Below are 26120 nucleotides of genomic sequence, written 5' to 3'. Positions count from 1 at the left end.
CGGTGGGTGAGGGCGTGGGGGCGGCTGCGCTCAGTTGAGGGTGGCGCCGCCGTCGACGTACAGCTCGTGCAGGGTGATGTGGCGCGCCCGGTCCGAGGCGAGGAACACGACCGCCTCGGCGATGTCCTGGGGTTGGGCGAGCCGGCCCAGCGGTATGCCGGTGCGCCAGTTCTCCGGGTCGCCCTCGACGACCCGTCGTTCGGCGTCGGAGTCGGTCCACAGCTGACGCTGCATCGGGGTGTCGGTGGAGCCGGGGGCGACAATGTTGCAGCGCACCCCGCTGCGGGCCAGTTCCAGGCCCAGACACTTGGTGAACATGGTGCTGGCCGCCTTGGAGGCGGCGTAGGCGGCCATGCCGGTACGGGGGACGCCGACGGCGTTGGAGCCGACGGTGATGACGCAGCCCCGGTTCCGTTCGGCCATCCGCGAGCCGAGCACCTGGCCGGTGTGGAAGACCCCGGTGGCGTTGACCGCGAAGGTCTCCTCCCAGTCCCGGGCGCTGAGCTTGGTGGCCGGGGCGGTACGGAGTATCCCGGCGACGTTGACCAGGATGTCGATCGGGCCGACCTCGCGTTCCACCCGGTCCACCACCGACTCCACCGCCGTGCGGTCGGTCACGTCGAGGGGGAAGGGGCGGATGTCCCCGTCCCGGTGCTCCTCGGCGACCTGGTGGAGCGGTTCGACCTGGCGGTCGGTGGCCGCCACGGTGGTGCCGACGTCGGCCAACGCCCGGGCGACGGAGGCGCCGATGCCCTGGGCCGCGCCGGTGACCAGCGCGGTGCGGCCGGCGAACTCGGCGCCGGGGCGCGGAGCGTGTGGGGACATCAGCAACCCTCCCGAATACTTAGGTAAGCCTAACTTAACAGCTTCCGTGGCTGGCCGCGACGGTGAGCCCCCTCGGGCGCCGGGCCCTGGACGGTCGTCAACTCGTGTACGGCGGTGGGGTGTTCAGCCCGGAGCGGAGAGGCCGTACACCGACTCACCCGCCACGAAGGTGCCCAACACCTCGATCTGGCCGATGCGCTCCGGGTCGACCCGACAGGGGTCCTCGGACAGCACCACCCAGTCCGCCCACTTGCCGGGCGTCAGGCTGCCGACCTCGTCCTCCCAGTGGCAGGCGTAGGCCGAGCCCAGGGTGTAGGCGCGCAGCGCGTCCTCCACCGACATCGCCTCGTCGGGGCCGATGGGCAGGCCGCTGGAACTGGCCCGACGCACCATCACCTCCACCGCCCGCAGCGGGGCGCCGACGGTGACCGGCCGGTCGGAGCTGCCGGCCAGGGGGACGCCGTGGTCCAGGAACGACTGGCCCCGGTAGAGCCACGGGGCGCGGCGGGGGCCCATCAGCGGGGCGTAGTCGTCGCCCAGGTACCACAGGAAACCGGGCTGGACGACCGCCCCCAGCCCCAGTTCCGCGAACCGGGGCAACTGGTCGGGCCGCACCAGGCCGGCGTGCTCCACCCGGTGCCGGGCTCCCGGCCGGGGGTGCCGGCGCTGGGCCTCGGCCACCGCGTCCAGGGCCAGGTCCACCGCGCGGTCCCCGATGGCGTGGATGGCCAGCTGCCAGCCCGCCAGGTGGCCGCGCACGATGGTGTCCGTCAACTCCTCGGGGTCCGCGTACAGTTCGCCGGCGTGCTCCAGGCCCTCGTACGGCTCGGTGAGGGCGGCGGTACGGGGCATCATCCCGCCGTCGGTGAAGATCTTCAGCGCCCCCAGCCGCAGCCGGTCGTCCCCGAAGCCGGTGCGCAGCCCCAGGTCCAGGCCCTCTCCGGGGCCGTCCTGCGGGTGGGCGCCGACCGGGTGCAGGGCGGCGGCGGCCACCATCAGCTGCACGCGCAGCGGGAGTTGGCCCGCCTCGCGCAGCGACTGGTAGGCCGCCAGCTCCACCGGGGAGTGGGTGACCAGCCCGCCCCCGATACCGGCCTCGGCGCAGGCCGTCACGCCCTCCGAGACGCACACCCCGGTGGAGCGTCGCAGGGCGCGGCCCAACTCGGCCTCGGAGTAGGGCATCCGCAGCTGGCGTACCGCCGCCATCCCGCCCTCCACCAGCACGCCGTCCTGGTGGACGGTGTCCTCCGGCAGCATCCGCAACACCGGGGTGCTCACCACGCAGGAGTGACCGGAGTCGTGGGTGAGGATCACCCGGCGACCCGGGGCGGCGGCGTCCAGCTCACCGGCCGTCAGGTGACGGCCCAGCGGACGTTGGTCGTAACCGGCCACGTCCACCCAGTCGTCCGGGCCGACCCGGTCGGCCGCCTCCCGCACCCCGTCCAGGATGGCCGGGACGGAGTCGCTGGGGGCGACCGAGGGCGTGCCGGACTTGAGCCCGGCCCACGCCAGGTGTACGTGGGCGTCCACGAACCCGGGGATCACCACCCGGCCGTCCAGGTCCCAGACCCGGCGAGCGGGCAGCTCGGCCACCCGCTCGTCCAGACCGAACACCCGGCCCCGCCACACTCCCAGCTGGGTGGCCCGTGGGTGCTCCCGGTCGAGGGTGAGCACACGGGCGTTGACCAGCTTGAGGTCGAGCATGGGGGGCCTTTCGACGTGGGGGAGCGGGGTCCGTCAGCCGATGGTGCCTGAGGGCTGGACCTCGTGGGTGTGGGCCAGCAGCGAGTCCAGGATCTCCCCGGACCGCATGGCCGTGTGGGACAGCAGGGTGGAGGTGATCCCGTGGGTGTGTTCGGTGCTGCCCTGTACGTAGATACCCGCGCTCACCTGGTCGAAGACGCGTACCCGGTGGTCCCGGCCGACCTGGAGGCTGTCCTCGTCGTCCCGCAGGCACAGCTTGTCGGCCTTGCCCAACAGCTCGCCCGGGTCCGGGAGTTGGTACCCGGTGGCGTACACCAGCAGGTCGACGTCCAGCGACTGGCGCTCACCGGTGGGCAGGTGCTCGACGGTCACCCGGAGCCCGTCCTCGGTGGGCGCCGTCTCCCGGAGGCGGGAGACGTTCATGAACCGCAGCCGCCGGGTGCCCTGCACCTGTTCCTGGTACTGGGCCCGGTACAGCGCGTCGATCAGTTCCAGGTCGACCGCCGAGTAGTTGGTCGACCGGTGGTAGTCCATCAGCGAGCGCTTGACCTCGGGGGGCGACTGGTAGAACACGTCCACCCCCTCCGGGTCGAACACCCGGTTGGCGAACGGCGAGTCGTCGGCAGGGGTGTAGCCGTACTTGGCGAACACCGCGCAGACCTCGGCGCTGGGGAACTTCCGGTGCAGGTACGCCACCGCCTCGGCCGCGCTCTGCCCCGCGCCCAGCACCATCACCCGTTCCGGGGCGCGGTCGGCCCACTCCTCGACCCGGGGCACCAGGTCGCGGTTGTGCCAGACCCGGTCCGAGACCTGCGCGCCGTTGGGTATGCGCGGGGTCATGCCGGTGGCCACGCAGAGGTTGCGGGTGCGGCGCACCAGCGAACCCCCGTCGGGGGTGGTGCTGGTGACGTCGAAGTACTCCACCCGGTCGCCCTCGAAGACCGGCTCCACGCCCACCACCTGGTGGCCGTAGTCCACCAGGTGCTCCAGTCGCGCGGCGGCCCACTCGAAGTAGTCGTGGAACTCGATGCGCAGCGGGAAGAGGGTCTTCTGGTTGAGGAAGTCGACCAGCCGGTCGCGCTCCTTCAGGTAACACAGGAAGCTGAACCCGCTGGTGGGGTCGCGCATGGTGACCAGGTCCTTGAGAAAGGAGACCTGCATGGTCGCGTCGTCGATCAGCATCCCGCGGTGCCAGCCGAAGCGTGGCTGCTTCTCCCAGAAGGCGGCCTTGAGCCGCCGGTCAGCGGTAGTGCGGCTGTTGTGCTCCTCGATCGCGATGGCGAGTGCCAGGTTGGAGGGTCCGAACCCGATCCCCAGCACGTCGTAGATGGTTTCCGTTTCGCGGCGGACTTGATTCACCGCAGCATCGCCTCCCTAGCCGGCGCAATCGTAGGTAAGGTTAGCCTTACTTTGCAATGCGGGGTGGCGCTCCTCACGGGACATCACCCCTGTGGCGAGGTCGAGTTGGGCAACCGACACCATGTCGGACAGTCGCCCGACCGACCTGGTGACACCGGCGAAGACGAGACGAGAGAGTGGAGAGCACACGATGCGGGTTGCCATGTTCGGCTACCAGACCTGGGGCCACCGCACGCTCAAGGCGCTGTTGGACTCCCGGCACGAGGTCGTTCTGGTGGTGACCCACCCCAAGAGCGAGCACGTCTACGAGAGGATCTGGGGCGACTCGGTGGCCGACCTCGCCGAGGAGCACGGGGTGCCGGTGCTGCTGCGCAACAGGCCCGACGACGAGGAACTGCTGGCCACGCTCAAGGAGGCCGCGCCGGACCTGATCGTCGCCAACAACTGGCGCACCTGGCTGCCCCCGGAGGTCTACGACCTGCCCCCGCACGGCACCCTCAACGTGCACGACTCCCTGCTGCCGGCGTACGCGGGCTTCTCCCCGATCATCTGGGCGCTGCTCAACGGCGAGTCCGAGGTGGGCGTCACCGCCCACAAGATGAACCCCGAACTGGACGCCGGTGACGTGCTGTTGCGCAGCGCGGTGACCGTCGGGCCCCGGGACACCGCCACCGACCTGTTCCACCGCACCGTGGACCTGATCGAGCCCCTGGTGACCGAGTCCCTGGAGCTGATCGACTCCGGCGAGGCGCGGTGGACCCCCCAGGACCGGTCCCGGGCCAGCTTCTTCCACAAGCGGTCCCTGGAGGACAGCCGGATCGACTTCACCTGGCCCGCCGAGGACCTGGACCGCCTGGTGCGCGCCCAGTCCGACCCGTACCCCAACGCCTACTGCTACCACGGCGACAAGCGGCTGCGGATCGTCCAGGCCCAGGTCTCCGAGGCCCACTACGGCGGCACCCCCGGGCGGATCTTCATCCCCGAGGGCGACGGCGTGGTGATCGTCGCCGGCCCCGAGGCCCGGCGCGGCCGGAGCCGGGGCCTGGTCATCCAGCGACTGCGCACCGAGGACGACCGGGAGCTGTCGGCCAAGGAGTACTTCCGCACCATGGGCGGCTACCTCACCAGCCACCCCGTCACGGGTCGGTGAGCGGCGGCACGTGAGTCTCTCGACGAGACCCCGACCCGACACCGAGGCCACCCGACGGCCGCGCGGCGCCCAGGCGTTGCTGCGCGGCGGAGGGCTCGCGGTGTTGGGCGGGGTCGTACTGCTGCTGGTGGTGCTGAGCACCTGGATCGGCACCAAGGACACCTCGCTGGCACAGGTGTGGTCCGCCCTGTGGGGCGACGACGGCTCCTACAGCACCGAGGTGATCCGGGAACTGAGGTTGCCGCGCACCATGGTCGGACTGATGGTCGGCGCCGGACTCGGCGCCGCCGGGGCGGTGATGCAGTCCCTGACCCGCAACCCCCTGGCCGACCCCGGCCTGCTGGGCGTCAACGCCGGCGCTTCGGCCGCCGTGGTCTTCGGCATGGGCGTGATCGGACTGAGCGGGTTCACCTCCGTGGTCTGGTTCTCCTTCCTCGGAGCGGCGGCCACCACGGTGCTGGTGTACCTGCTGGGCGCCTCCGGCCGGGGCGGGCCCACCCCGGTACGCCTCGCCCTGGCCGGGGCGGCGGTCAGCGCCAGCCTCACCGGGGTGATCGCCGGGCTCACCGTCTTCGACCTGGGCACCTACGACTACCTCCGGTTCTGGATGATCGGCTCACTGGCCGGCGGCAAGCCCGACCTGGTGCTGGACCTGCTGCCGTTCGTGGTCGTCGGCCTGTTCGTCGCCCTGCTGCTGGCCCGCCCGCTGAACTCCCTCGCCCTGGGCGACGACCTGGGGCGGGCCCTGGGAGCCAAGCTGGCCCGCACCCGGATCTGGGGCGTGGTCGCGGTGACCCTGCTGTGCGGCTCGGCGACCGCGGCGGCCGGCCCGATCGGCTTCGTCGGCCTGGTGGTGCCCCTGGTGGCCCGCTGGCTGACCGGCCCCGACATGCGCTGGGTGCTCCCGTACTCGATGCTGCTCGCCCCGGTGCTGCTGCTCAGCTCGGACATCCTGGGCCGAGTCGCCCTGTCCGAGGGGGAGTTGGAGGTGGGCGCGGTGACCGCGCTGCTGGGCGCCCCGGTGTTCATCGCCATGGTGCGGCGCCGTAAGGAGATCTCGCTGTGACCCCGACCGCCACCCCGGACACCTCAGCCGATCCGGGCACCGACGCGCGCCCTGGGCCCACGGTGGGCGCGGTACGCCCCGTCTCCCTCGGCTCGGGCCGGATCACCTTCCGGCTGCACGGCCGCACCCTGGTCGTCAGCCTGCTGGCCGTCCTGCTGTCCGTCCTGTTGCTGGGCGTCGGGCTGTGCATGGGCGCGTACACCGTCGCCCCGGGCGAGGTGGCCCGCGCCCTGTTCTTCGGCACCGGGGAACGGCTCGCGGTGCACTTCGTCAACCAGGAACGCCTGCCCCAGGCGCTGTTGGCGATCCTGGTGGGCTGCGCCCTGGGCATCAGCGGGGCCATCTTCCAGAGCATCTCCCGCAACCCGCTGGCCAGCCCGGACGTGATCGGCTTCAACTCCGGCGCGGCCACCGGGGCGATCATGGTGATCGTCACCGTCGGGGGCGGGGCCACCCAGGTCGCCCTGGGGGCCATCGGTGGGGGACTGGTGACCGCCCTGGTGGTGTTCCTGCTGGCCTCCAAGGGCGGACTGCACGGGGTACGTCTGGTGCTGATCGGGCTGGGCGTGACCGCGATGCTGGGCTCGGCCAACTCGTACCTGCTCACCCGCTCCGCCCTCAACGACGCCCAGAACGCCCACGTGTGGATGATCGGCACCCTCAACGGCCGCACCTGGGGCTCGGTCCAGGCCATGGCCGTCGCCCTGGTGGTGCTGCTGCCGCTGGCCGTCCTGCTGGGGCGTCAGCTGCGGATGCTGGAGCTGGGCGACGAACTCGCCAGCGGTCTGGGCGTCCCGGTCAACCGGTCCCGGATCGCGCTGACCCTGCTGGGCGTCGGCCTGTGCGGGGTGGCGGTGGCCAGCGCGGGCCCGGTGCCCTTCATCGCCCTGGCGGCCCCTCAGATCGCGGCGATGCTGACCCGCGCCCCCGGGGTGAGCGTGCTGTCCGCCGGCGCGGTCGGCGCCGCCCTGCTGTCCGCCGCCCACCTGATGTCGGGGCAGTTCTTCCTGGTCCTGGCCTGGGTGGGGGAACGGGTCGGGTGGCTGGCCCTGGTGGACGACACCCAGCGCAACAGCCAGCTGCCGGTGGGGGTCACCACGGCGGTGCTGGGCGGCGCCTACCTGGCCTGGGTGCTGTTCCGGCGGCGCAGCGGCCGGGCCTGAACCCCCTTCCGCCCGGCCGCCCTTGGGGTGGTGAGGGGGTGTCGGATGCGCCACGTTCGACGCCCCCGAGCTGGGCTTGTCCCCGACCGGTAGCTAAAGTTAGGCTTGCCTAACTACAAGGAGGACGTTGTGACCACCAACCCATTCGAGGACGACGAGGCCAGCTACCTGGTGCTCGCCAACGACGAGGGCCAGCACTCCCTTTGGCCCGCCTTCGCCGAGGTGCCGGCCGGCTGGACCGTGGTGCACCCCGAGGACTCCCGCCAGGCGTGCCTGGAGTACGTCGAGCGGAACTGGACCGACCTTCGCCCCAAGAGCCTCATAGAGAGCATGGCCTCCGACCCGTCATGAACCCATTCGCGTTCTCTCGTACCAAGCTGGCCCGACGCAGGTTCCTCGCCGGAGCGGGCGCGGTCGGCGGGGCGGCCCTCGTCGGCTCCTCGGTGCCCACCGGCAACAACCCCGTCTTCGCCCCTCCGCGCCCGGACATGATGACCGTGGCCCTGGGCACCCCGCTGGACCAGGTGCCCGGCGCCCGGGGCGTCACCCAGGCCGGCCACCACCACGCCACCGGCGCCTCGCGGACCACCCAGGCGGCCCAGGCCGCCCGCGCGGCGAAGGCCGCCAAGGACCTCAAGCCCTTCGTGGACCGGCTTCCCGTACCACCCGTACTCCGGGGCCGGGGCGGGGAGTTGACGGTCACCATGCGCCAGGCCCGGGTCCGGCTGCACCGCGACCTGCCGCACACCCGGCTGTGGACCTACGAGGGCGGCCACCTGGGCCCCACCATCGAGGCCCGGCGCGGCCGGAAGCTGCGTATCGCCTGGGAGAACGAACTGCGCGGTGACTTCCCGGTGGTCGCGGTACGGGTGCCCTTCGTCGCCCCCGAGGACCCCGACGACCCGCTGATGTGGGACCGGCCCGGCCGGGAGGGCGGCAGCCCCCGCAAGGACGTGGCCGCGCTGCCGCCCTGGGCGGTGGTGCACCTGCACGGCGCGGTCACCGGCGGGGGCAACGACGGCTGGGCGGAGAACGCGGTGCTGCCCGGGGCCGCCCAACTGGCGGAGTACCCCAACCAGCAGCGCGCCTGCGGCCTCTGGTACCACGACCACGCCATGCACATCACCCACCTCAACGTGGTGTCCGGGCTGGTCGCCGGCTCGTACTGGATACGCGACGAGGAGGAGGCCGCCCTCGGCCTGCCGTCCGGCGACCACGAGATCCCGCTGGTCTTCTTCGACCGCAACCTCGACCTGGACGGCGAGGGCGAGTTCAACGGCGACCTGCTCTACAAGGGCATCGTGGTCGCCGACGACCCCTACGAACTCACCCGCCCCTACACCGGGCCCTTCAACCTGGTGAACGGGGTGATCTGGCCGCACCTGGACGTGGACGCCCGCTGGTACCGCTTCCGCGCCCTGAACGCCTCCAACAACCGCCCGTACCTGCTGAAGATCCTCGACGAGGACGGCAAGTCCCTCCCGCCCGAGGCCTTCCTCCAGGTCGGCACGGACGCCGGACTGCTGCCCAAGCCGGCTCGGATCACCGACGGCATCTCCCTCACCCCCGGCGAACGGGCCGACCTGCTGGTCGACTTCTCCCGGGTGCGGGGACAGCGGCTGCGGCTGGTCAACGCCATGCCCGAGCCCGGGGCCCGACCGGACCTGATGCAGTTCCGGGTGGCCTCCCGCGCCGTGGGCGACGGCTTCACCCCGCCCAAGGTCGCCGCCCGTTCCTTCCGCCCCCTGACCGAGGAGAAGGTCAAGGGCACCAAGGAGCGGCTGGTGGTCGTCACCCCCATCTACCCCAAGGACGCCGAACTGTGGGAGATGGAGGAGGTCGAGGCACCCAAGGGCAAGCTGCCCATCGACGGCATCGTGCAGGTCGAGGACGCCAAGGGGAAGGTGCGCACCTTCAAGCGGGTCGCGGTCAACTTCCAGGACCCGGTGCGGTTCCAGGTGGCGGCCGGTGACACCGAGCGGTGGACCTTCCTCAGCCTGGAGAAGTCCGAGGGCGCCTACCCGCACCCGATGCACCTGCACTCGGTCGCCTTCCAGGGGCTCAGCCGCGACGTGTACGACACCAGCGGCTTCGAGGCCTTCGAACTCGACGGCGGCGGCTGGGGCATGGGCACCAAGAAGCCCATCAAGTTCAAGAAGAAGGGCAGCCTCACCCCCGCCGAGAAGGGCCCCAAGGACGTCATCAGCCTCTCGCCCAACGAGATGGTCACCGTGGCGGCCGAGTTCGACGGGCCGGCCGGTCGCTTCATGCACCACTGCCACATCTACGAGCACGAGGACATGATGATGATGCGTCCCTTCCTGGTGCAGCCCAAGGCCGTGCTGGACATCGCCGCCCAGCACGCCGGAGAGCACGGCGGCCACCACTGACCCGCCCGGCGTAGGCATCCGCCCGGGTGAACCCGCCCGGGCGGTGCCAGCCATGCGCCGAAACCGACGAGCCCCCATTCCGACCGGACCCCCGGGTCCGCCTCGCCAGGAGAGTTCCGCATGAGCATCCGCAGTCTGCCGCTCACCGAGGCGCAGCGTGGACTCTGGTCCGCACAGCGGGTCGACCCCGCCAACCCGGTCTACCTCACCGCGGAATACGTGGAGTTGACCGGCCCGCTGGACCCGGACGCCTTCTGTCGGGCACTGCGGCGGACCGTGGCGGAGACCGACGGGCTGTCGGCGCGGCTGGTGGCCGAGGGGGACTGGGCCCGGCAGGAGCTGGGCGCCGTACCCCCGGCCGAGCCGACCCGGCTGGACCTGCGCGGACGGCCCGAGCCCCGGCGGGCGGCCGAGGAGTGGATGCGTCAGGAACGGTCCCGCGCCGTGGAGTTGGAGGGCGGCCAGCTCTACCACCACGCCCTGCTGCGGGTGGGGGAGCGGGAGTGGCTGTGGTACCACCGCTGCCACCACATCCTGCTGGACGGCTACGGCTTCCTGCGCTTCGCCGAACGACTGGCGGAGAACTACCGCGCCCTGGAGGCGGGGGAGGAACCCGCCGCGCCGCGACTGGGTTCGGTGGGTGACGTGCTGGAGGCCGACCGGGAGTACGCCGACTCCGACCAGGAACGCGCCGACCTGGAGCACTGGCGCGCCCTGATGGCCGACCGGCCCCGGCCGGTGACCCTCAGCACCCGCCACGCCACCGGCACCGCCGACCACTTCCTGCGGCACCGTCAGCGGCTGGAAGGCGAAGTCGCCGCCCAACTCGGGGAGTTGGGGGCCGAGGTGAAAGCCACCTGGCCCGAGGTGGTGGCCGCGGCCTGGGCGGTCTACCTCACCCGGCTGACCGGCGCCCCCGAGGCGGTCATCGGACTGCCGTTGATGAACCGCCCCGGAAGTCTGGCCAGGGTGCCGGCCACCACCGTCAACGTACTGCCGCTGCGGGTGGCGGTGGACCACACCGAACCCCTGGGCACCCTGGTCCGCCAGGTGGTGCGGTCCCTGCGGTCCCAGCGCCGGCACCAGCGGTACCGGGGCGAGCGGCTGCGGCGGGAGCTGGGCCTGTTCGGCGAGGGCCGCCGGCTGTACGGGCCGCAGCTGAACATCAAGCCCTTCCCCACCGAACTGTCCTTCGGCTCCTGCCAGGGCCGCGCCCACTACCTGGCCGCCGGGGCGGTCGAGGACCTCACCGTCACCGTCAGCGGACTGGGCGGCGCGGAGGGCCTGGAGGTCCTCTTCGACGGCAACCCCGAACTGTACGAGCGAACGGAACTAGCCGACCACGCGGGGCGGTTCGCCGCCCTGTTGCGCCGACTGGGCCGACTCGGCGCCGCCGGCGCCGGCCTGCTGACCGGGCGCCTGGAGGTGGTCGACCCCACCGAGCGCGACCGCCTGCTGGACGGCTTCGGTCGTGCCGACGACGACCGCTGGGGCCCGACCCTGGACCTCACCGAGGGCTTCGCCACCCAGGTGCGCGCCACCCCCGAGGCGGTCGCGGTACGCCGACCGGGGCGCACCCTCAGCTACGCCGAACTCGACCGGAGGGTCGAGGAGTTGAACCGGGTGCTGGCCGCCCGGGGAGTGGGCCGGGGTGACCTGGTGGCGGTGGCCCTGCCCCGTACCGAGGCGCTGTTGGTGGCCCTGCTGGCCATCGCCCGCAGGGGCGCCGGCAGCGTGCCGCTGGACCCCGAGCACCCCGCCTCCCGCATCCGGGTGGTGCTGGAGGACAGCCGGCCCCGACTGCTGCTGACCGACGACCCCGAACGGTGGGAGACCGCCGCCCCCACCCTGGTGCTGGACCCCGAGGGCCGTACCGGCCGGTCGGCGCCGGAGGTCGGACCGGTCACGGTCACCGAGGCGGACGTCGCCTACCTGATCTTCACCTCCGGCTCCACCGGCCGCCCCAAGGGCGTCGTGGTGACCCGGGGCGCGCTGGCCAACCTGCTGGCCGCCACCCGGGACACCGTGCCCCTGACGCCGGAGGACCGCATGGTGGCGGTGACGACGGTGTCCTTCGACATCTCGGTCACCGAACTGTTCCTGCCCCTGCTGACCGGTGGCTCGGTGACCCTGGCCACCGCCGAGGAGGTACGCGACCCCTTCGCGCTCGGCCAGCTGATCGAGGCCACCGCGCCCACCGTGATGCAGGCGACCCCCTCGCTGTGGCGGCTGCTGGCCGACGCGCTGCCCGAGCGGCTGCGGGGGCTGCGGATGCTCAGCTGTGGCGAGGCGGTCACCCCCGACCTGGCGCGCCGGCTGGGCGAGTTGGGCGAGGGCTTCTACAACATGTACGGGCCCAGCGAGACCACCGTCTACTCCACCGGCGCCCGACTGGACGAGGGCGACTGGCCGGCCCCCCACGTGGGCGGGCCCCTGCGCCGTACCACCGCGCTGGTGCTGGACGCGGCCCTCACCCCCGCGCCCACCGGGGTGGTCGGAGAGCTGTACCTCGCCGGGGACGGGCTCGCCCACGGCTACCGGGGCCGCCCGGAGCTGACCGCCGAACGGTTCGTGGCCGACCCGTACGGTCCGGCCGGTTCGCGGATGTACCGCACCGGTGACCTGGCCCGCTGGCGCCCCGACGGCACCCTGGACATCCTCGGCCGCGCCGACTCCCAGGTGAAGATCCGGGGCCACCGGGTGGAGCCCGGCGAGGTGGAGAGCGCCCTGCTGCTCCACCCCCGGGTGAGGGAGGCGGCCGTGGTCGCCCAACCCCTGGCCGACGGCCAACTGACCCTGGTCGCCTACCACGTGAGCGACCTCGACCGGGACGCACTGCGCGACCACCTGGCCGACCACCTGGCGCCGCCACTGGTACCCGGCCACTACGTCGCCCTGGACCGGCTGCCCCGCACCCCCAACGACAAGGTCGACCGGGGGGCCCTGCCCGCCTGGACCCCCCGGCGGGAGGACGAGCAGGGCGACCCTGCCCCGGCCACCGAGACCGAGGCCCTGCTGTGCCGGCTGTTCGCCGACGCCCTCGGGGTGGACCGGGCGGAGGTGTCCCCGGGCGCGGACTTCTTCGCCCTGGGCGGCCACTCCCTGAGCGCCGCCCGGATGGTGACCGCGCTGCGTTCGGCCGCCCGGGTCGAGGTGCCGGTACGGGCCCTGTTCGACCACCCGACCGCCCGTCGGCTGGCGCCCCTGGTGGACGCCGCCCGCACCGCCCGGGAGCCGCTGACCGTCCAACCCCGCCCGGAACGGCCGCCGTTGTCCTTCGGGCAGCGCCGGCTGTGGTTCCTGTACCAGGCCGAGGGCCCCAGCGCCTCCTACAACGTGCCGCTGGCGGTGGAGCTGCGCGGACCGGTGGACCTCGACGCCCTCCAGGCGGCCGTCGAGGACCTGGTGGAGCGCCACGAGGTGCTGCGCACCGTCTTCCCCGCCGTGGAGGGCGAGCCCCACCAGCGGGTGCTGTCCACCGCCGAGGCCGGGGTGGAACTGCTCCGGGGCGAGGTGACCGGGGAGCAGCTGGACGCCACCGTACGGAGCGTGGCCGCCCGGCCCCTGGCCATCGACCGTGAGGTGCCCCTGCGGCCGGCCCTCCTCAGCGGCCCGGACCAGCGGCATGTCCTGCTGCTGGTGCTGCACCACATCGCCGGTGACGAGTGGTCCCTGCCCCATCTGCTGCGGGACCTGTCCACCGCCTACACCGCCCGGCGGGCCGGCCACGCCCCCGACTGGGCGCCGCTGCCGGCGCAGAACGTGGACTTCGCCCTCTGGCAGCGGCGGGTGGTCGCCGTCCACGAGGAGGAGCAGCTGGCGTACTGGCGTCAGCGGCTCGCCGGCGTACCCGAGCAGCTCCAGCTGCCCTGGGCCGCGCCCCGGCCCCGGCACCTGGGCGGTCCGGCCGCCGAACTGGACTTCGCGCTGCCAGCCGAACTCTACGAGGGCGTACGGCGGTTGGCCCTGGCCTCCCGCACCTCCACCTTCATGGTGCTGCACGCCGCCTTCGCCGCGACCCTGTCCCAGCTGGGCTGCGGCGAGGACATCGTGCTGGGCGCACCGGTCGCCGGCCGCGACGACGCCGCCCTCGGCGAGGCGGTGGGCTTCTTCATCAACACCCTGGTGCTGCGCGCCGACCTCAGCGGCGCCCCCGACTTCCACCAGCTGCTGGAGCGGGTACGGGAGGACGACCTGGCCGCGCTGGCCCACCAGGAGCTGCCCTTCGAGCGGATCGTGGAGGAACTCGCCCCTGCCCGGCTGCCCGGGGTGAGCCCGCTGTTCCAGGTGCTGTTCGCGGTACGGGAGGAGCTGCCCGAGGAGCCCCTGCTGCCCGGACAGCAGGGCCGGCCCCGGCTGGTGAACACCGGCCAGGCCAAGTTCGACCTGCAACTGACCGTCAGCGAGGACCCGGCCGCCGGCCGCGCCAGCGGTCAGCTGGAGTACCGCACCGAACTGTGGGACCCGGCCGACGTACGACGGCTCGCCGACACCTTCACCCGGGTCCTCGCCCAGGTGGTCCGCGACCCCGGCCGACCGGTACCCACCCTGGACACCGTGCCCACCCGGGAGCTGAGCCCCGGTGAGGGGATCGTCGAGGGCGAGGCCGAGCCGGTACCGGCCCGGGGGCTGGCCCACCTGTGCGCGGCGACCGCCCGCGCCCACCCCGAGCGCACCGCCCTGATCAGTGGCGAACACCGGCTCAGCTACCGCGAGTTGGACCAGCGCGCGGCCCGACTGGCCCGGCTGCTGTCCCAGCGGGGCGCCGGCCCCGACACCCTGGTCGGCGTCAGCCTGTCGCGCGGTCCCCTACTGCTGGTGGCCCTGCTGGCGGTGGCCCGTACCGGAGCCGCCTACCTGCCGGTCGACCCCGGCTTCCCCGCCGAGCGGGTCAGCCAACTGCTCACCGACGCCCGCCCCTCCCTGCTGCTGACCGAGGGCGAGGGCCCCGAGGGCTACCCGGACGAGCTGACCCTGCGGCTGGACGGGGACGCGGGCCAGCGGTGGGAGGAACTGGAGCCCCTGCCGCTGCCGGCCGAACGGCACGGCGACCACCTGGCGTACGTCATCTACACCTCCGGCTCCACCGGCCGCCCCAAGGGCGTGGCCGTGACCGAGGGCGCGGTCACCAACTTCCTGCTGTGCCTGGCCGGACGGCTGGACCAGCCCGTCGTCGGCCCCGACGACGGGCAGTGTGCTGTCGCGGTCGGCGACGGGCAGTGTGCTGTCGCGGTCGGCGACGGGCGGAGTGCTGTCGACTCCGGCGACGGGCGGGGTGCTGTCGCGGTCGGCGACGGGCGGAGTGCTGTCGACTCCGGCGACGGGCGGGGTGCTGTCGCGGTCGGCGACACACGGGGTGCCGCTGACCACGGCGACGGGGCGGACTCCGGGGAGCGGCTGCTGGCGGTCACCACCGTCGGCTTCGACATCGCCGTACTGGAACTGTTCCTGCCGCTGGTCACCGGCGGCACCGTGCTGCTGGCCGACCGCGAGCAGGTACGCGACCCGCTGGCCCTCGCCCGGCTGATCCGTACGGGCGAGCCCACCATGATGCAGGCCACCCCCTCGCTGTGGCGTGCCCTGGTGGAGGCGGACCCCGAGGTGGTCGCCGGGCTGCGGGTGCTCGCCGGTGGCGAGGCCCTGCCACCCGACCTGGGCGCCGAACTGGCCGCCCGGGCCGGCGAGGTGGTCAACCTCTACGGCCCGACCGAGACCACCATCTGGTCCACCCTCGGGGTGCTGGACGAGGAGGCGGCCGGCCACCCGCACGTGGGCCGGCCCCTGTGGAACACCCGCGCCCAGGTGCTGGGCCGGGGCCTGCGCCCGCTGCCCACCGGGGTGGTGGGGGAGCTGTACCTGTCCGGGGACGGGCTGGCGCGCGGCTACCGGGGCCGCCCGGAGTTGACCGCCGAACGGTTCGTGGCCGACCCGCACGGTCCGGCCGGTTCGCGGATGTACCGCACCGGTGACCTGGCCCGCTGGCGTGCCGACGGCACCCTGGAGATCGTCGGCCGCTCCGACCAGCAGCTGAAGATCCGCGGCCACCGGGTGGAGCCCGGCGAGGTGGAGGCCGTCCTGCGCACCGACCCGGAGGTACGGGACGCGGCCGTGGTGCCGTACACCAGCGCCGACCATCCCGCCCCCCGACTGGTGGCCTACCTGGTCGGCCCCACCACCGAGGACGAGGCCCGACGGGTACGCGACTCGGTCGCCCGCCGCCTGCCGGACTACCTGGTGCCCACCGGCTGGCTCCCGGTGGAGCGGCTGCCGCGCACCCCCAACGGCAAGCTGGACCGCAACGCCCTGCCGGCACCCGACTTCGCGCTGGACGGGGGCGGCGGCCGGCCGCCCCGGGGTGAACGCGAGATCCTGCTGGCCGCGCTGTTCGCCGAGGTCCTCGGGGTGGACCGGGTGGACGCCGACGCCGACTTCTTCGCCCTGGGCGGCCACTCCCTGCTGGCCGCCCGGCTGGTGGGCCGCGCCCACCGGGCGCTGGGCCCGGGGCTCACCGTACGGCGCCTGTTCGAGCATCCGACGGTGGCGGGACTCGCCGCCCTGACCGTCCCCCCGGAGCGGGCGCTCCCGCCCCTGACCGCCGGGGAACTGCCCGAGCGGCCACCGCTGTCCCCCGCGCAGGCCCGGCTGTGGTTCCTGGACCAGGCCGAGGACGGCGACTCCCTCGCCTACCACCTGCCGTTCACGCTCCGCCTCGACGGGCCGGTCGACCTGGACGCCCTGCGCCGGGCGGTGGCCGACCTGGTGGAGCGCCACCAGGTGCTGCGCACCGTCTTCCCCCAGGCCGACGGCCAGCCCTACCAGCGGGTGCTGCCCGCCGGCGGCCCGGTCGAGGTACGGGAGGTGGCCGACGGCGAGCCGGCACTCACCGAGGAACTGGACCGGCTGTGCGCCCAGCCCTTCGCCCTGGACCGGGAACCCCCCTTCCGGGTCACCGTGTGCGTCCAGGGCCGGCGGCACACCGTGCTGTTGCTGCTGCACCACATCGCCGGCGACGAGTGGTCGGTCGACCCGATGCTGACCGACCTGCACACCGCGTACGCCGCCCGACTGGCCGGGCGGGCACCTCACTTCGAGCCCCTGCCGGTCTCCTACGCCCACTACGCGACGTGGCAGCGCCGGCTGGTCGAACACCCCGCGCTCCAGGGGCAGTTGGACCACTGGCGGCAGGCGCTCGCCGGGGTGCCGTCCGAACTGCGGCTGCCCACCGACCGCCCCCGGCCGGCCCGGCCCAGCGGACGCGGCGCCCTGGTGCCGTTCGCCCTGGAGCCGCGGACCGCCGAGCGGCTGCGCGAGGTGGCCCGCGCCCACCGGGTGACCCCGTTCATGATCGCCCAGGCCGGGGTGGCCGCGCTGCTGCGCGCGGTCGGCGCCGGTGACGACATCCCGCTGGGGGTGCCCACCGCCGGCCGGGGCGACCGGGCCACCGAGGCGCTGGTCGGCTTCTTCGTCAACACCCTGGTGCTGCGCGCCGACCTGTCCGGCGACCCGGACTTCGTCCAGCTCCTGGAGCGGGTACGCGCCACCACCCTGGAGGGCTTCGACCACGCCGACGTGCCCTTCGAGCGGGTGGTGGAGGAGCTGAACCCGGAGCGTTCGGCCGCCAACCCGCTGTTCCAGGTGATGCTCACCTACCAGAGCCGTACCGAGGTGCCCTTCCACACCCCCGGGGTGGACGTCGACTTCGGGCTGCACCCGCAGCGGGTCGCCAAGTTCGACCTCATCTTCGGGTTCACCGACCACCAGGAGGACGGCCGGCTGACCGGCGCGGTCAACTACGACGCCGACCTGTTCGACCGCGCCACCGTGGAGACCCTCACCACCCGGCTGACCCGGCTGTTGGACGCCGCCCTGGCCGACCCCGGGCGCCGGCTGAGCCAGCTGCCGGTGCTGGACGAGGCCGAGCGGCACACCCTGCTCGCCGAGTGGAACCCCGACGGTGCCCACCCCGGCACCCCGGACGTGTGGGAACGGTTCGCCGCCCGGGTCGCCGACCGCCCTGACGCGGTCGCGGTCACCCACGAGGGCGTGACCACCAGCTACGCCGAACTGGCCGCCACCGCCGAACGGTTGGCCGCCGAACTGGTACGGCGTGGGGTGGGCCCCGAGGACCGGGTCGCCCTGCTGCTGGACCGCACCCCCCGGATGGTCGCCGCCATCCTGGCCGTGATCCGGGCCGGGGCCGCCTACGTCCCGGTGGACCCGGCCTACCCGGCCGAGCGCATCGCCCACACCCTGCGCGACTCCGCGCCCCGGCTGGTGCTCACCGAGTCCGGCGTCAGCCTTCCCGGTGGTGCCGGTGGCCCCGAGGCCACCGACGTGCTGCTGGTGGACGGCCCGCTGGCCGCCCCGGACGGGCCGGTGCGGCCTCGCGCGCCGATCCACCCCGACCACGCCGCCTACGTCATCTACACCTCCGGCTCCACCGGCCGCCCCAAGGGCGTGACCGTCAGCCGGCGCAACCTCGCCCGCCTCTTCGACGCCACCGCCGCGCGCTTCGCCTTCGGGCCCGAGGACACCTGGACCCTCTTCCACTCGTACGCCTTCGACTTCTCCGTCTGGGAGCTGTGGGGCGCCCTGCTGCACGGTGGCCGGCTGGTGCTGGTGCCCCGCGAGGTCACCCAGGACGCCCCCGCCTTCCTGGAGCTGCTGCGCCGGGAACGGGTCACGGTGCTCAACCAGACCCCCGCCGCCTGCTACCAGTTGACCGAGGCGCTGGGCGAGGAACCGGTACCCGACAGCGTGCGCTGGCTGGTCTTCGGGGGCGAGGCACTGGACCCGGCCCGGGTGGCCCGCTGGCTCACCGGCCCCACCCCGCCGCGCCTGCTCAACATGTACGGCATCACCGAGACCACCGTGCACGTCACCGAGTACGAGCTGACCCCCGCACGGGTCGAGCGGGCCCGCGCCCTGGCCGTCAGCCCCGTCGGGCGGGCCCTCGACGACCTGCGGCTGTACGTGCTGGACGACGCCCTGCGCCCGGTCCCGGCCGGGGTGGCCGGCGAACTGTACGTGGCCGGCGGCGGACTGGCCCGGGGCTACCTCGGCCAGCCCTCCCTCACCGCCACCCGGTTCGTCGCCAACCCCTTCGGCGCCCCCGGGGAGCGGATGTACCGCAGCGGCGACCTGGCGCGCTGGTCCACCGACGGCCAGCTCAGCTACCTCGGCCGGGCCGACACCCAGGTGTCCCTGCGCGGCTTCCGTATCGAGACCGCCGAGATCGAGGCGGTACTGCGCGAGCGGGCCGGCGTGCCGGACGTGGCCGTGCTGCTGCGGGACACCCCCGCCGGACCGGCCCTGGTCGCCCACACCGTCGGCGACCACCCGGCCGAGTCCCTCCGCCGGGCCTGCGCGGAGGTGCTGCCGGAACACATGGTGCCGCTCGTCTACGTCCCGGTGGAGCGGCTGCCCCTGACCGGCAACGGCAAGCTGGACCGCGCCGCCCTCCGGGCCCTGCCCCTGCCGACCGAGCAGACCGGGCCGCAGCGGGCACCGGCCACCGCACGCGAACGGCGACTGTGCCAGCTGTACGCCGAGGTGCTGGGGCGCCAGGAGGTCGGCGTCGACGAGGACTTCTTCGCCCTCGGCGGCCACTCCCTGCTGGTGACCCGCCTCGCCGGCCGGATACGCGCCGACCTCGGGGTCCGGGTGTCGGTCCGTACCCTCTTCGAGACCCGTACCGTCGCCCGGCTCGCCGCCCACCCGGACCTGGGCGCGCCGGAGTCCGGCACCACCGACGGTACGGAGCCGCCCGCGCTGACGGCCGCCACCGAGCGCCCCGACCCCCTGCCGGCCTCGCCCGCCCAGGCCCGCCTGTGGTTCCTGCACCGGCTCGCCGGCTCCGCCACCACCTACACCGTCCCGCTGCTGCTCCACCTCGGCCCGGCCACCCGGGTGGACACCGACGCCCTGCGCGGCGCGGTGCGCGCCCTGGTGGAGCGGCACGAGGTCCTGCGCACCGTCTACCCCGAGGACGGGGGTCGCCCGGTACAGCGGGTGCTGCCCGAGGTCACCCTGGACTGGGAGTGCCACACCGTTCGCGACCAGGCCGAACGGGACGCCACCGTACGGGAGTTGGCGGCCCGGGAGTTCGACCTGGAGCACCGGCCGCCGCTGCGCCCGTACCTGCTGACCACCACCGACGACGGTGAGCTGAGCCTGCTGCTGGTGCTGCACCACATCGCCCACGACGAGGGGGCCACCGGCCCGCTCACCCGGGAGCTGGCCGCCCTGTACCGGGCCCGCCGCGAGGGTGGCGCTGACCCGGCGCCGCCCACCCTCCAGTACGCCGACCACACCCTGTGGCAGCGGCGGATGCTGGCCGACCGCGAACCGGCCCTGCTGGAGCACTGGCGCGAGCGGCTCGCCGGCGCCCCCGCCGAGATCCCCCTGCCCCTGGACCGGCCCCGCCCGGCCGAGGTGGACAGCCGGGGCGACTCGGTGGAGTTCCCCCTGTCGGCCGCGCTGCACCGCCGCGCGACCCGGCTCGCCCAGGAGCGGGGCGGCACCCTGTTCATGGCGCTGCACGCCACCCTGGCCGCCTGGCTCACCACCCACGGAGCCGGCACCGACCTGCCGCTGGGCACCGTGCTGGCCGACCGCGAGGACCCGGCGCTCGCCCAGCTGCCCGGACTGGTCGCCGCCACCGTGGTGCTGCGTACCGACACCTCCGGCGACCCCAGCTTCCGCGAACTGCTGGACCGGGTGCGCCAGGTGGACCTGGACGCCCTGGACCACGGCCAACTGCCCTTCGAACGACTGGTGGAGGAGCTGAGCCCGGAGCGGTCACTGTCCCGGCACCCGCTGTTCCAGGTCGCCCTGGTGCACCAGAACGCCCCCGAGGAGACCCTCGACCTGGGCGACGTCCACGCCCGGGTGGAACTGCTGGAGACCCGGGGCGCCAAGTTCGACCTGACCTGGGCCGTGGTGGAGCGGCCGGACGGGCTGACCGGCGCGCTCAACTACCGCACCGCCCTGTTCGACCGGGCCACCGTGGAGGGCTTCGCCCACCGGCTCACCGCCCTGATGGAGTGGCTGTGCCAGCACCCGGACCGGCCGCTGAGCCAGGCCCCGGTCCTGGACGGGGCCGAACGGCGACGGGTGCTGGAGTGGAGCACCGGCGAGGCCCACCCGGTGGAGCCGACCACGCTGACCGAACTGGTACGCCGGCAGGCCGCCCACACCCCCGAGGCGGTGGCCCTGGTCGACGGCGAACACACCCACAGCTACGCCGAGTTCGACCAGCGGGCGGACCGTATCGCCCGGCAACTGGTCGCCCAGGGCGTCGGCCGGGGCCAGGTGGTGGCCGTCGGACTGCCCCGGAGCGCCGAACTGGTGCTGGCCGTCCACGCCGTGCAGCGGGCCGGTGCCGCCTACCTCCCGCTCGACCCCGAACTGCCCACCGCCCGGATACGGGCCCTGCTGGAGGACTCCGCCGCCGTGGCGGTGGTGACCACCGGCGACCTGGTCGAGCGGGTCAACCCCGACCACGACCGGCCCACCCTCGCGCTGGACCGGGAGCCGGCCGGCGAGGCGTCCCCCTGCGCCACCGCGCTGCCCGACCCCAGGCCCGAGGACCCCGCGTACCTGATCTTCACCTCCGGCTCCACCGGCCGGCCCAAGGGCGTACTGGTGGACCACGCGGCCGGGGTCGACCGGATGGGCTGGGCCCAGCGGACCTACCCCCTGGACCAGCGGGACCGGGTGCTGTTGAAGACCCCGTTCAGCTTCGACGTGTCCGTGTGGGAACTGTTCTGGCCCCTCCAGGTCGGCGCCACCCTCGTGGTGGCCGGCCCCGAGGACCACCGCGACCCGGAACGAGTGGCCGACCTGGTGCGCCGACACCAGGTCACCACCGCCTACTTCGTCCCCTCGATGCTGGCCGCCTTCGCCTCGGTCGCCGCCCCGGCCGACTGCCGTAGCCTGCGCCGGATCTTCTCCAGCGGCGAGCCCCTGCCGCCCGCCGTGGTGGCCGACACGCACCGGCTGGCCCCCGGTGCCGCGCTGCACAACCTGTACGGGCCGACCGAGGCGGCCGTCCACGTCACCCACTGGCACACCCGCCCCGAGGACGCCACCGCGCCCCGGGTGCCGATCGGCCACCCGGTCGGCAACAGCCAGACCCTGGTGCTGGACCCGTGGCTGCGGCCCACCCCGCCCGGAGTGGCCGGCGAACTCTACCTGGCCGGACCCCAGTTGGCCCTGGGCTACCTGGGCCGCAGCGCGCTGACCGCCGAACGGTTCGTCGCCCACCCCTTCGGCCCGCCCGGCAGCCGGCTGTACCGCACCGGTGACCTGGCCCGCTGGCGCCCCGACGGCGCCCTGGAACACCTCGGCCGGGCCGACGACCAGGTGAAGCTGCGCGGCCAGCGGGTCGAACCCGGCGAGGTACGGGCCGTACTCGACGCCCACCCCCAGGTCGCGCACAGCGCCGTGGTCGCCCGCACCGACGAGACCACCGGGGCCACCCAGCTGGTCGGCTACCTGGTGCCCTCGGTACCCGAACCCGACCTGACGGCCATCGAGGAGAGCCTGGGCGAGCAACTCCCCGCCCACCTGGTGCCCTCCGCCCTGGTGCCGCTGAGCGAACTGCCGATCACCGCCAACGGCAAGCTCGACCGGGCCGCCCTGCCCCGGCCCCCGGCCCGGGTCGACGACAGCGAGCCGGCCGCCCCGGTCACCGAGGACGAACAGCGCCTGGCCGAGGTCTTCGCCGGACTGCTCGGCCTGGAGACGGTCGGGGTGCGCGACAGCTTCTTCGCCCTGGGCGGGGACAGCATCCTGTCCATCCAACTGGTGTCCGCCGCACGGCGGTTGGGGCTGCGGTTCACCCCCCAGGACGTGTTCCGCCAGCGGACCGTGGCCGGGCTGCTCACGGTCGCCGAACGGGAGCCGGAGGCCGCCCCGGCCACCGCGTCCTCCGCCGCCCCCGCCGAGGGGGAGGCCTGGCCGGTCACCCCGCTCCAGCAGGGGCTGCTGTTCCTGTCCCAGTACGACGAGACCGCCCTGGACCTCTACCACGTACAGGTGGTCCTCCGGGTCGGCGGCACGCTCGACGTGGAGCGGCTGCGCGCGGCCCTCGCCGTCGTCCTGGAACGGCACGCCCCGCTGCGTACCGCCTTCACCGCCGACGAGGAGGGCCACTGGACCCAGCGCGCCCACCGGCCGGTGACCGTGGAGGTCGACGAGGTGGACCTGCGCCGCCGCCCCGCCCGTGAACGCCCCCGCCGGGCCCGCCGACGGATCGAGGACGAGCGCACCCGCCGCTTCGACCTGGCCACCCCGCCCCTGCTGCGCTGCGCGGTGATCCGGCTGGAGGAGGACAGCGCCGAACTGGTGCTCACCGGCCACCACCTGGTGCTGGACGGCTGGTCGATGCCGCTGCTGGTGCGCGAGCTGACCCACGCCTACGGCGAACGGGAGCTGCCCGCCGCGCCCCGCTACCCGGACTACCTCGGCTGGCTCGCCGCCCAGGACCGGCAGGCCGCCGAGGACGCCTGGAAGCGGGCCCTGGACGGGGTCGAGGAACCGACCCGACTGGTGCCCCGGGAGAGTCAGGGCGGCGAGGTGCCCGAGGAGCACAGCCTCACCCTGGACGCCGAACTCACCGCCGAACTGGCCGAGTTCGCCCGCCGCCACGAGCTGACCCTCAGCGCCCTGTTGCAGACCGCCTGGGGACTGGTGCTGTCCGTCCACACCGGCCGGCGGGACGTGGTGTTCGGCACCGTGGTCTCCGGCCGTCCGGCCGAGGTGCCGGACGTGCAGCGGATGGTCGGCCTGCTGGTGAACACCGTGCCGGTACGGGTGACCCTGCGGCCCGAGCGGACCCTGCTGGAACTGTCCCGGGAGGTCAGCGACCGGTTCACCGGACTGCTGCCCCACCAGCACCTGTCGCTGGCCGACATCCAGCGCGCGGCCGGCCAGGGCCCGCTGTTCGACACCCTGACCGCCCTGGAGAACTACCCCGCCGACGCGCCCGCCGAGCTGGGCCGGGTCGCCGGGCTGGAACTCGACCAGGTACGCGGCTGGGACGCCACCCACTACCCGCTGACCTTCGTGGCCCTGCCCGGTGAACGCCTCACCCTGCGGCTGAAGTACCAGCCGACCGCCCTGGAGGAGGACCAGGTACGCCGGCTCGCCGAGCGGGCCCGGCTCGCCCTGACCGCCCTGGTCCGGGAACCCGACACCCGGCTGTCCCGGTTCGACGCCCTGCTGGAGACCGAACGCACCGCCCTGGAGGGCTGGACCGCCGGGCCCCCGGCCGTCAGCCCCCGCACCTGGGCGGGGATGGTCGCCGACCGGCTCGCCGAGACCCCCGACGCGGTCGCCGTCAGCGCCCCCGAGGGGGACCTGAGCTACACCCGACTCGACCAGCTGGCCGGCGAGTTGGCCGGCCGGCTGCACGCCCAGGGCATCCGCCCCGGCTCCCTGGTCGCCGTCGTACTGCCCCGCTCGGTCGACATGGTCGTGGCCCAACTCGCCGTACAGCAGGCCGGGGCCGCCCATCTGCCCATCGACCCCGACTACCCCGAGCGGCGGATCGCCGACATGCTGGAGGACTCCGCGCCCACCCTGGTGCTCACCCACCAGCCGCTGGCCGAGCGCTTCCCCGGGGCGATGCTGGTCGACCAGCCGGACCCGACCCGGCCGGCGCCCCCGCGCCCCGACCCCAGGGTCAGCCCCGAGCACCCCGCGTACGTCATCTACACCTCCGGCTCCACCGGCCGGCCCAAGGGCGTGGTGATCCCACAACGCGGACTGGCCTCCCTGGCCCGCGCCCAGGCCGAACGGCTGGGCATCGACCGGGACGCCCGGGTGCTGCAACTGGCCTCGCCCTCCTTCGACGCCTCGGTGATGGAGACCCTGATGGCCCTGGCCACCGGGGCCACCCTGGTGGTGCCCGAACCGGGGCCGCTGGCCGGCGAGTTGCTGGGCGAGACCCTGCGCACCCGACGGGTCAGCCACTCCCTGATCCCCCCGACCGCGCTCACCGGCCTGGAGCCGGAGGGACTGGAGGACTTCGGCACCCTGATCGTCGGCGGCGAGGCCTGCACCGCGACCCTGGCCGGTACCTGGGGGCCGGGCCGGCGGATGGTCAACGCCTACGGCCCCACCGAGGCCACCGCCTGCGTCACCATGAGCGGCCCGCTCACCCGGGCGGTCACCCCGCCGATCGGCGACCCGCTGCACGGGGTGCGGCTGTACGTACTGGACGACCTGCTGCGCCCGGTGCCGCCCGGAGTGGTGGGAGAGCTGTACGTGGCCGGGATCGGGGTCGCCCAGGGGTACCTGCGACGGCCCACGCTGACCGCCGAACGGTTCCCGGCCGACCCCTTCGGCCCCGCCGGCTCGCGGATGTACCGCACCGGCGACCTGGTCTCCCACGGCCCCGACGGCCAGCTCCACTACCTCGGCCGTAGCGACGGCCAGGTCAAGATCCGGGGCTTCCGGGTCGAACTGGGCGAGGTGCGCGCCGCCCTCCAGAAGCAGCCGGCAGTACGGTCGGCCGCCGTGGTGGTCCGCACCGAACCGGGCGGCGGGCCCCGCCGACTGGTGGGCTACCTGGTGCCTGAACGGGACGCCACCGTGGACCGGGAGGCCACCCGCGCCGCCCTGGGCCGCGTCCTGCCCGACCACATGGTGCCCTCGGCCCTGGTCACCGTGGACGCGCTGCCGGTCACCCCCAACGGCAAGCTGGACGAGAAGGCGCTGCCGGCGCCGGACTTCACCGCCGCGATCGGACAGGACGCCTGCGAGGGCCCCGAGGAGAAGGCGCTCGCCGAGGCCTTCGCCGCCGTACTGGGCCTGCCCTCCGTCGGCGCCCAGGACAACTTCTTCGCCCTGGGCGGGGACAGCATCCTGTCCATCCAACTGGTCAGCCGCGCCCGGGCGTCGGGCCTGCGGATCAGCCCCCGCGAGGTGTTCGAGGAGGGCACCGTCCGTCGGCTGGCCGCCCTGGTCGCCGGCCGCGAGGACTCCGACCAGCGGGGCGAGGGCGACCGGCAGGCGTGGGGCACCGCACCGCTCACCCCGATCATGCGCTGGTTCGCCGGGCGGGGTGGCCCCCTCGGCAGGTTCAGCCAGTCCATGCTGCTGACCACCCCGGCCGAACTGACCGAGGAGGGACTGCGCCGACTGCTGGCCGCCCTGCTGGAACGGCACCCGGTGCTGGCCGCCCGCTTCGACCTGGCCGACGGCACCTTCGAGGTGCCCCACCAGACCCCGGACGCCCACCTGGAACGCGGCGACACCCCACCGACCGAGGAGCGACTCCCGGCACTCGTCGAGGAGTTGGCCGGCGTCCTGGACCCGGCCGAGGGCCGGCTGCTGGCCGCCCGCTGGTACCCGGGAGCCGGGGACCAGGGCCGACTGCTGCTGGTGGTGCACCACCTGGCGGTGGACGGCGTGTCCTGGCGCATCCTGGTCGAGGACCTCGCCGAGGGCTGGGA

At 73.9% G+C, this 26120-nt stretch carries 9 protein-coding genes (1 of these 9 only partly in view); 6 read left to right on the top strand and 3 right to left on the bottom strand.

Annotation, left to right across the window (positions count from 1 at the left end; genetic code table 11):
- Positions 1-30: 30 nt before the first annotated feature.
- From ABZT14_RS15895 to ABZT14_RS15885, 3 genes are all read right to left on the bottom strand, one after another.
- Positions 31-825 carry a 2,3-dihydro-2,3-dihydroxybenzoate dehydrogenase gene (locus tag ABZT14_RS15895; protein ID WP_356302155.1) on the bottom strand — a complete coding sequence of 265 codons (795 nt, stop codon included), beginning with the start codon at positions 823-825 and terminating at the stop codon, positions 31-33.
- Positions 826-948: 123 nt separating this feature from the next.
- Positions 949-2529: an amidohydrolase gene (locus ABZT14_RS15890; protein ID WP_356302152.1), complete on the bottom strand. Its 1581-nt coding sequence runs from the start codon at positions 2527-2529 to the stop codon at positions 949-951.
- A 33-nt stretch (positions 2530-2562) separates the two neighbouring features.
- Positions 2563-3888 (bottom strand): SidA/IucD/PvdA family monooxygenase, encoded by a 1326-nt coding sequence (locus tag ABZT14_RS15885; protein WP_356302149.1) that lies wholly within the window; start codon positions 3886-3888, stop codon positions 2563-2565.
- A 190-nt stretch (positions 3889-4078) separates the two neighbouring features.
- Here ABZT14_RS15885 and ABZT14_RS15880 point away from each other — a divergent pair, with 190 nt between their 5' ends.
- From ABZT14_RS15880 to ABZT14_RS15855, 6 genes are all read left to right on the top strand, one after another.
- Positions 4079-5038, top strand: coding sequence for a methionyl-tRNA formyltransferase (locus ABZT14_RS15880; RefSeq protein WP_356302145.1), 960 nt, complete (start codon positions 4079-4081; stop codon positions 5036-5038).
- Between the two features lie 10 nt (positions 5039-5048).
- Complete coding sequence (locus ABZT14_RS15875; RefSeq protein WP_356302143.1) at positions 5049-6104, top strand: iron chelate uptake ABC transporter family permease subunit; 1056 nt, start codon at positions 5049-5051, stop codon at positions 6102-6104.
- Positions 6101-7267: an iron chelate uptake ABC transporter family permease subunit gene (locus ABZT14_RS15870; RefSeq protein ID WP_356302140.1), complete on the top strand. Its 1167-nt coding sequence runs from the start codon at positions 6101-6103 to the stop codon at positions 7265-7267. Before ABZT14_RS15875 ends, ABZT14_RS15870 begins: the two co-directional genes overlap by 4 nt.
- A 129-nt stretch (positions 7268-7396) precedes the next feature.
- The gene (locus ABZT14_RS15865; RefSeq protein ID WP_356302137.1) at positions 7397-7618 is read left to right on the top strand and encodes an MbtH family protein; all 222 of its coding nucleotides are present in this window, start codon (positions 7397-7399) and stop codon (positions 7616-7618) included.
- Positions 7615-9657, top strand: a complete 2043-nt coding sequence (locus ABZT14_RS15860) for a multicopper oxidase domain-containing protein (protein WP_356302135.1) — start codon at positions 7615-7617, stop codon at positions 9655-9657. The genes ABZT14_RS15865 and ABZT14_RS15860 overlap by 4 nt, the downstream gene beginning before the upstream one ends.
- A 120-nt stretch (positions 9658-9777) precedes the next feature.
- Positions 9778-26120, top strand: the 5' portion of a protein-coding gene (locus tag ABZT14_RS15855) for an amino acid adenylation domain-containing protein (protein WP_356302132.1). The gene runs 1051 nt beyond the window's last position; only the first 16343 of its 17394 coding nucleotides appear in the window; its start codon is at positions 9778-9780; its stop codon lies beyond the right edge, outside the window.

The organism is Streptomyces sp. NPDC005438 (genome assembly GCF_040606315.1).
Taxonomy (GTDB): Bacteria; Actinomycetota; Actinomycetes; order Streptomycetales; family Streptomycetaceae; genus Streptomyces.
The sequence above is the reverse complement of the archived record's forward strand: the minus strand, read 5'-3'. Positions and strand labels throughout refer to the sequence as shown.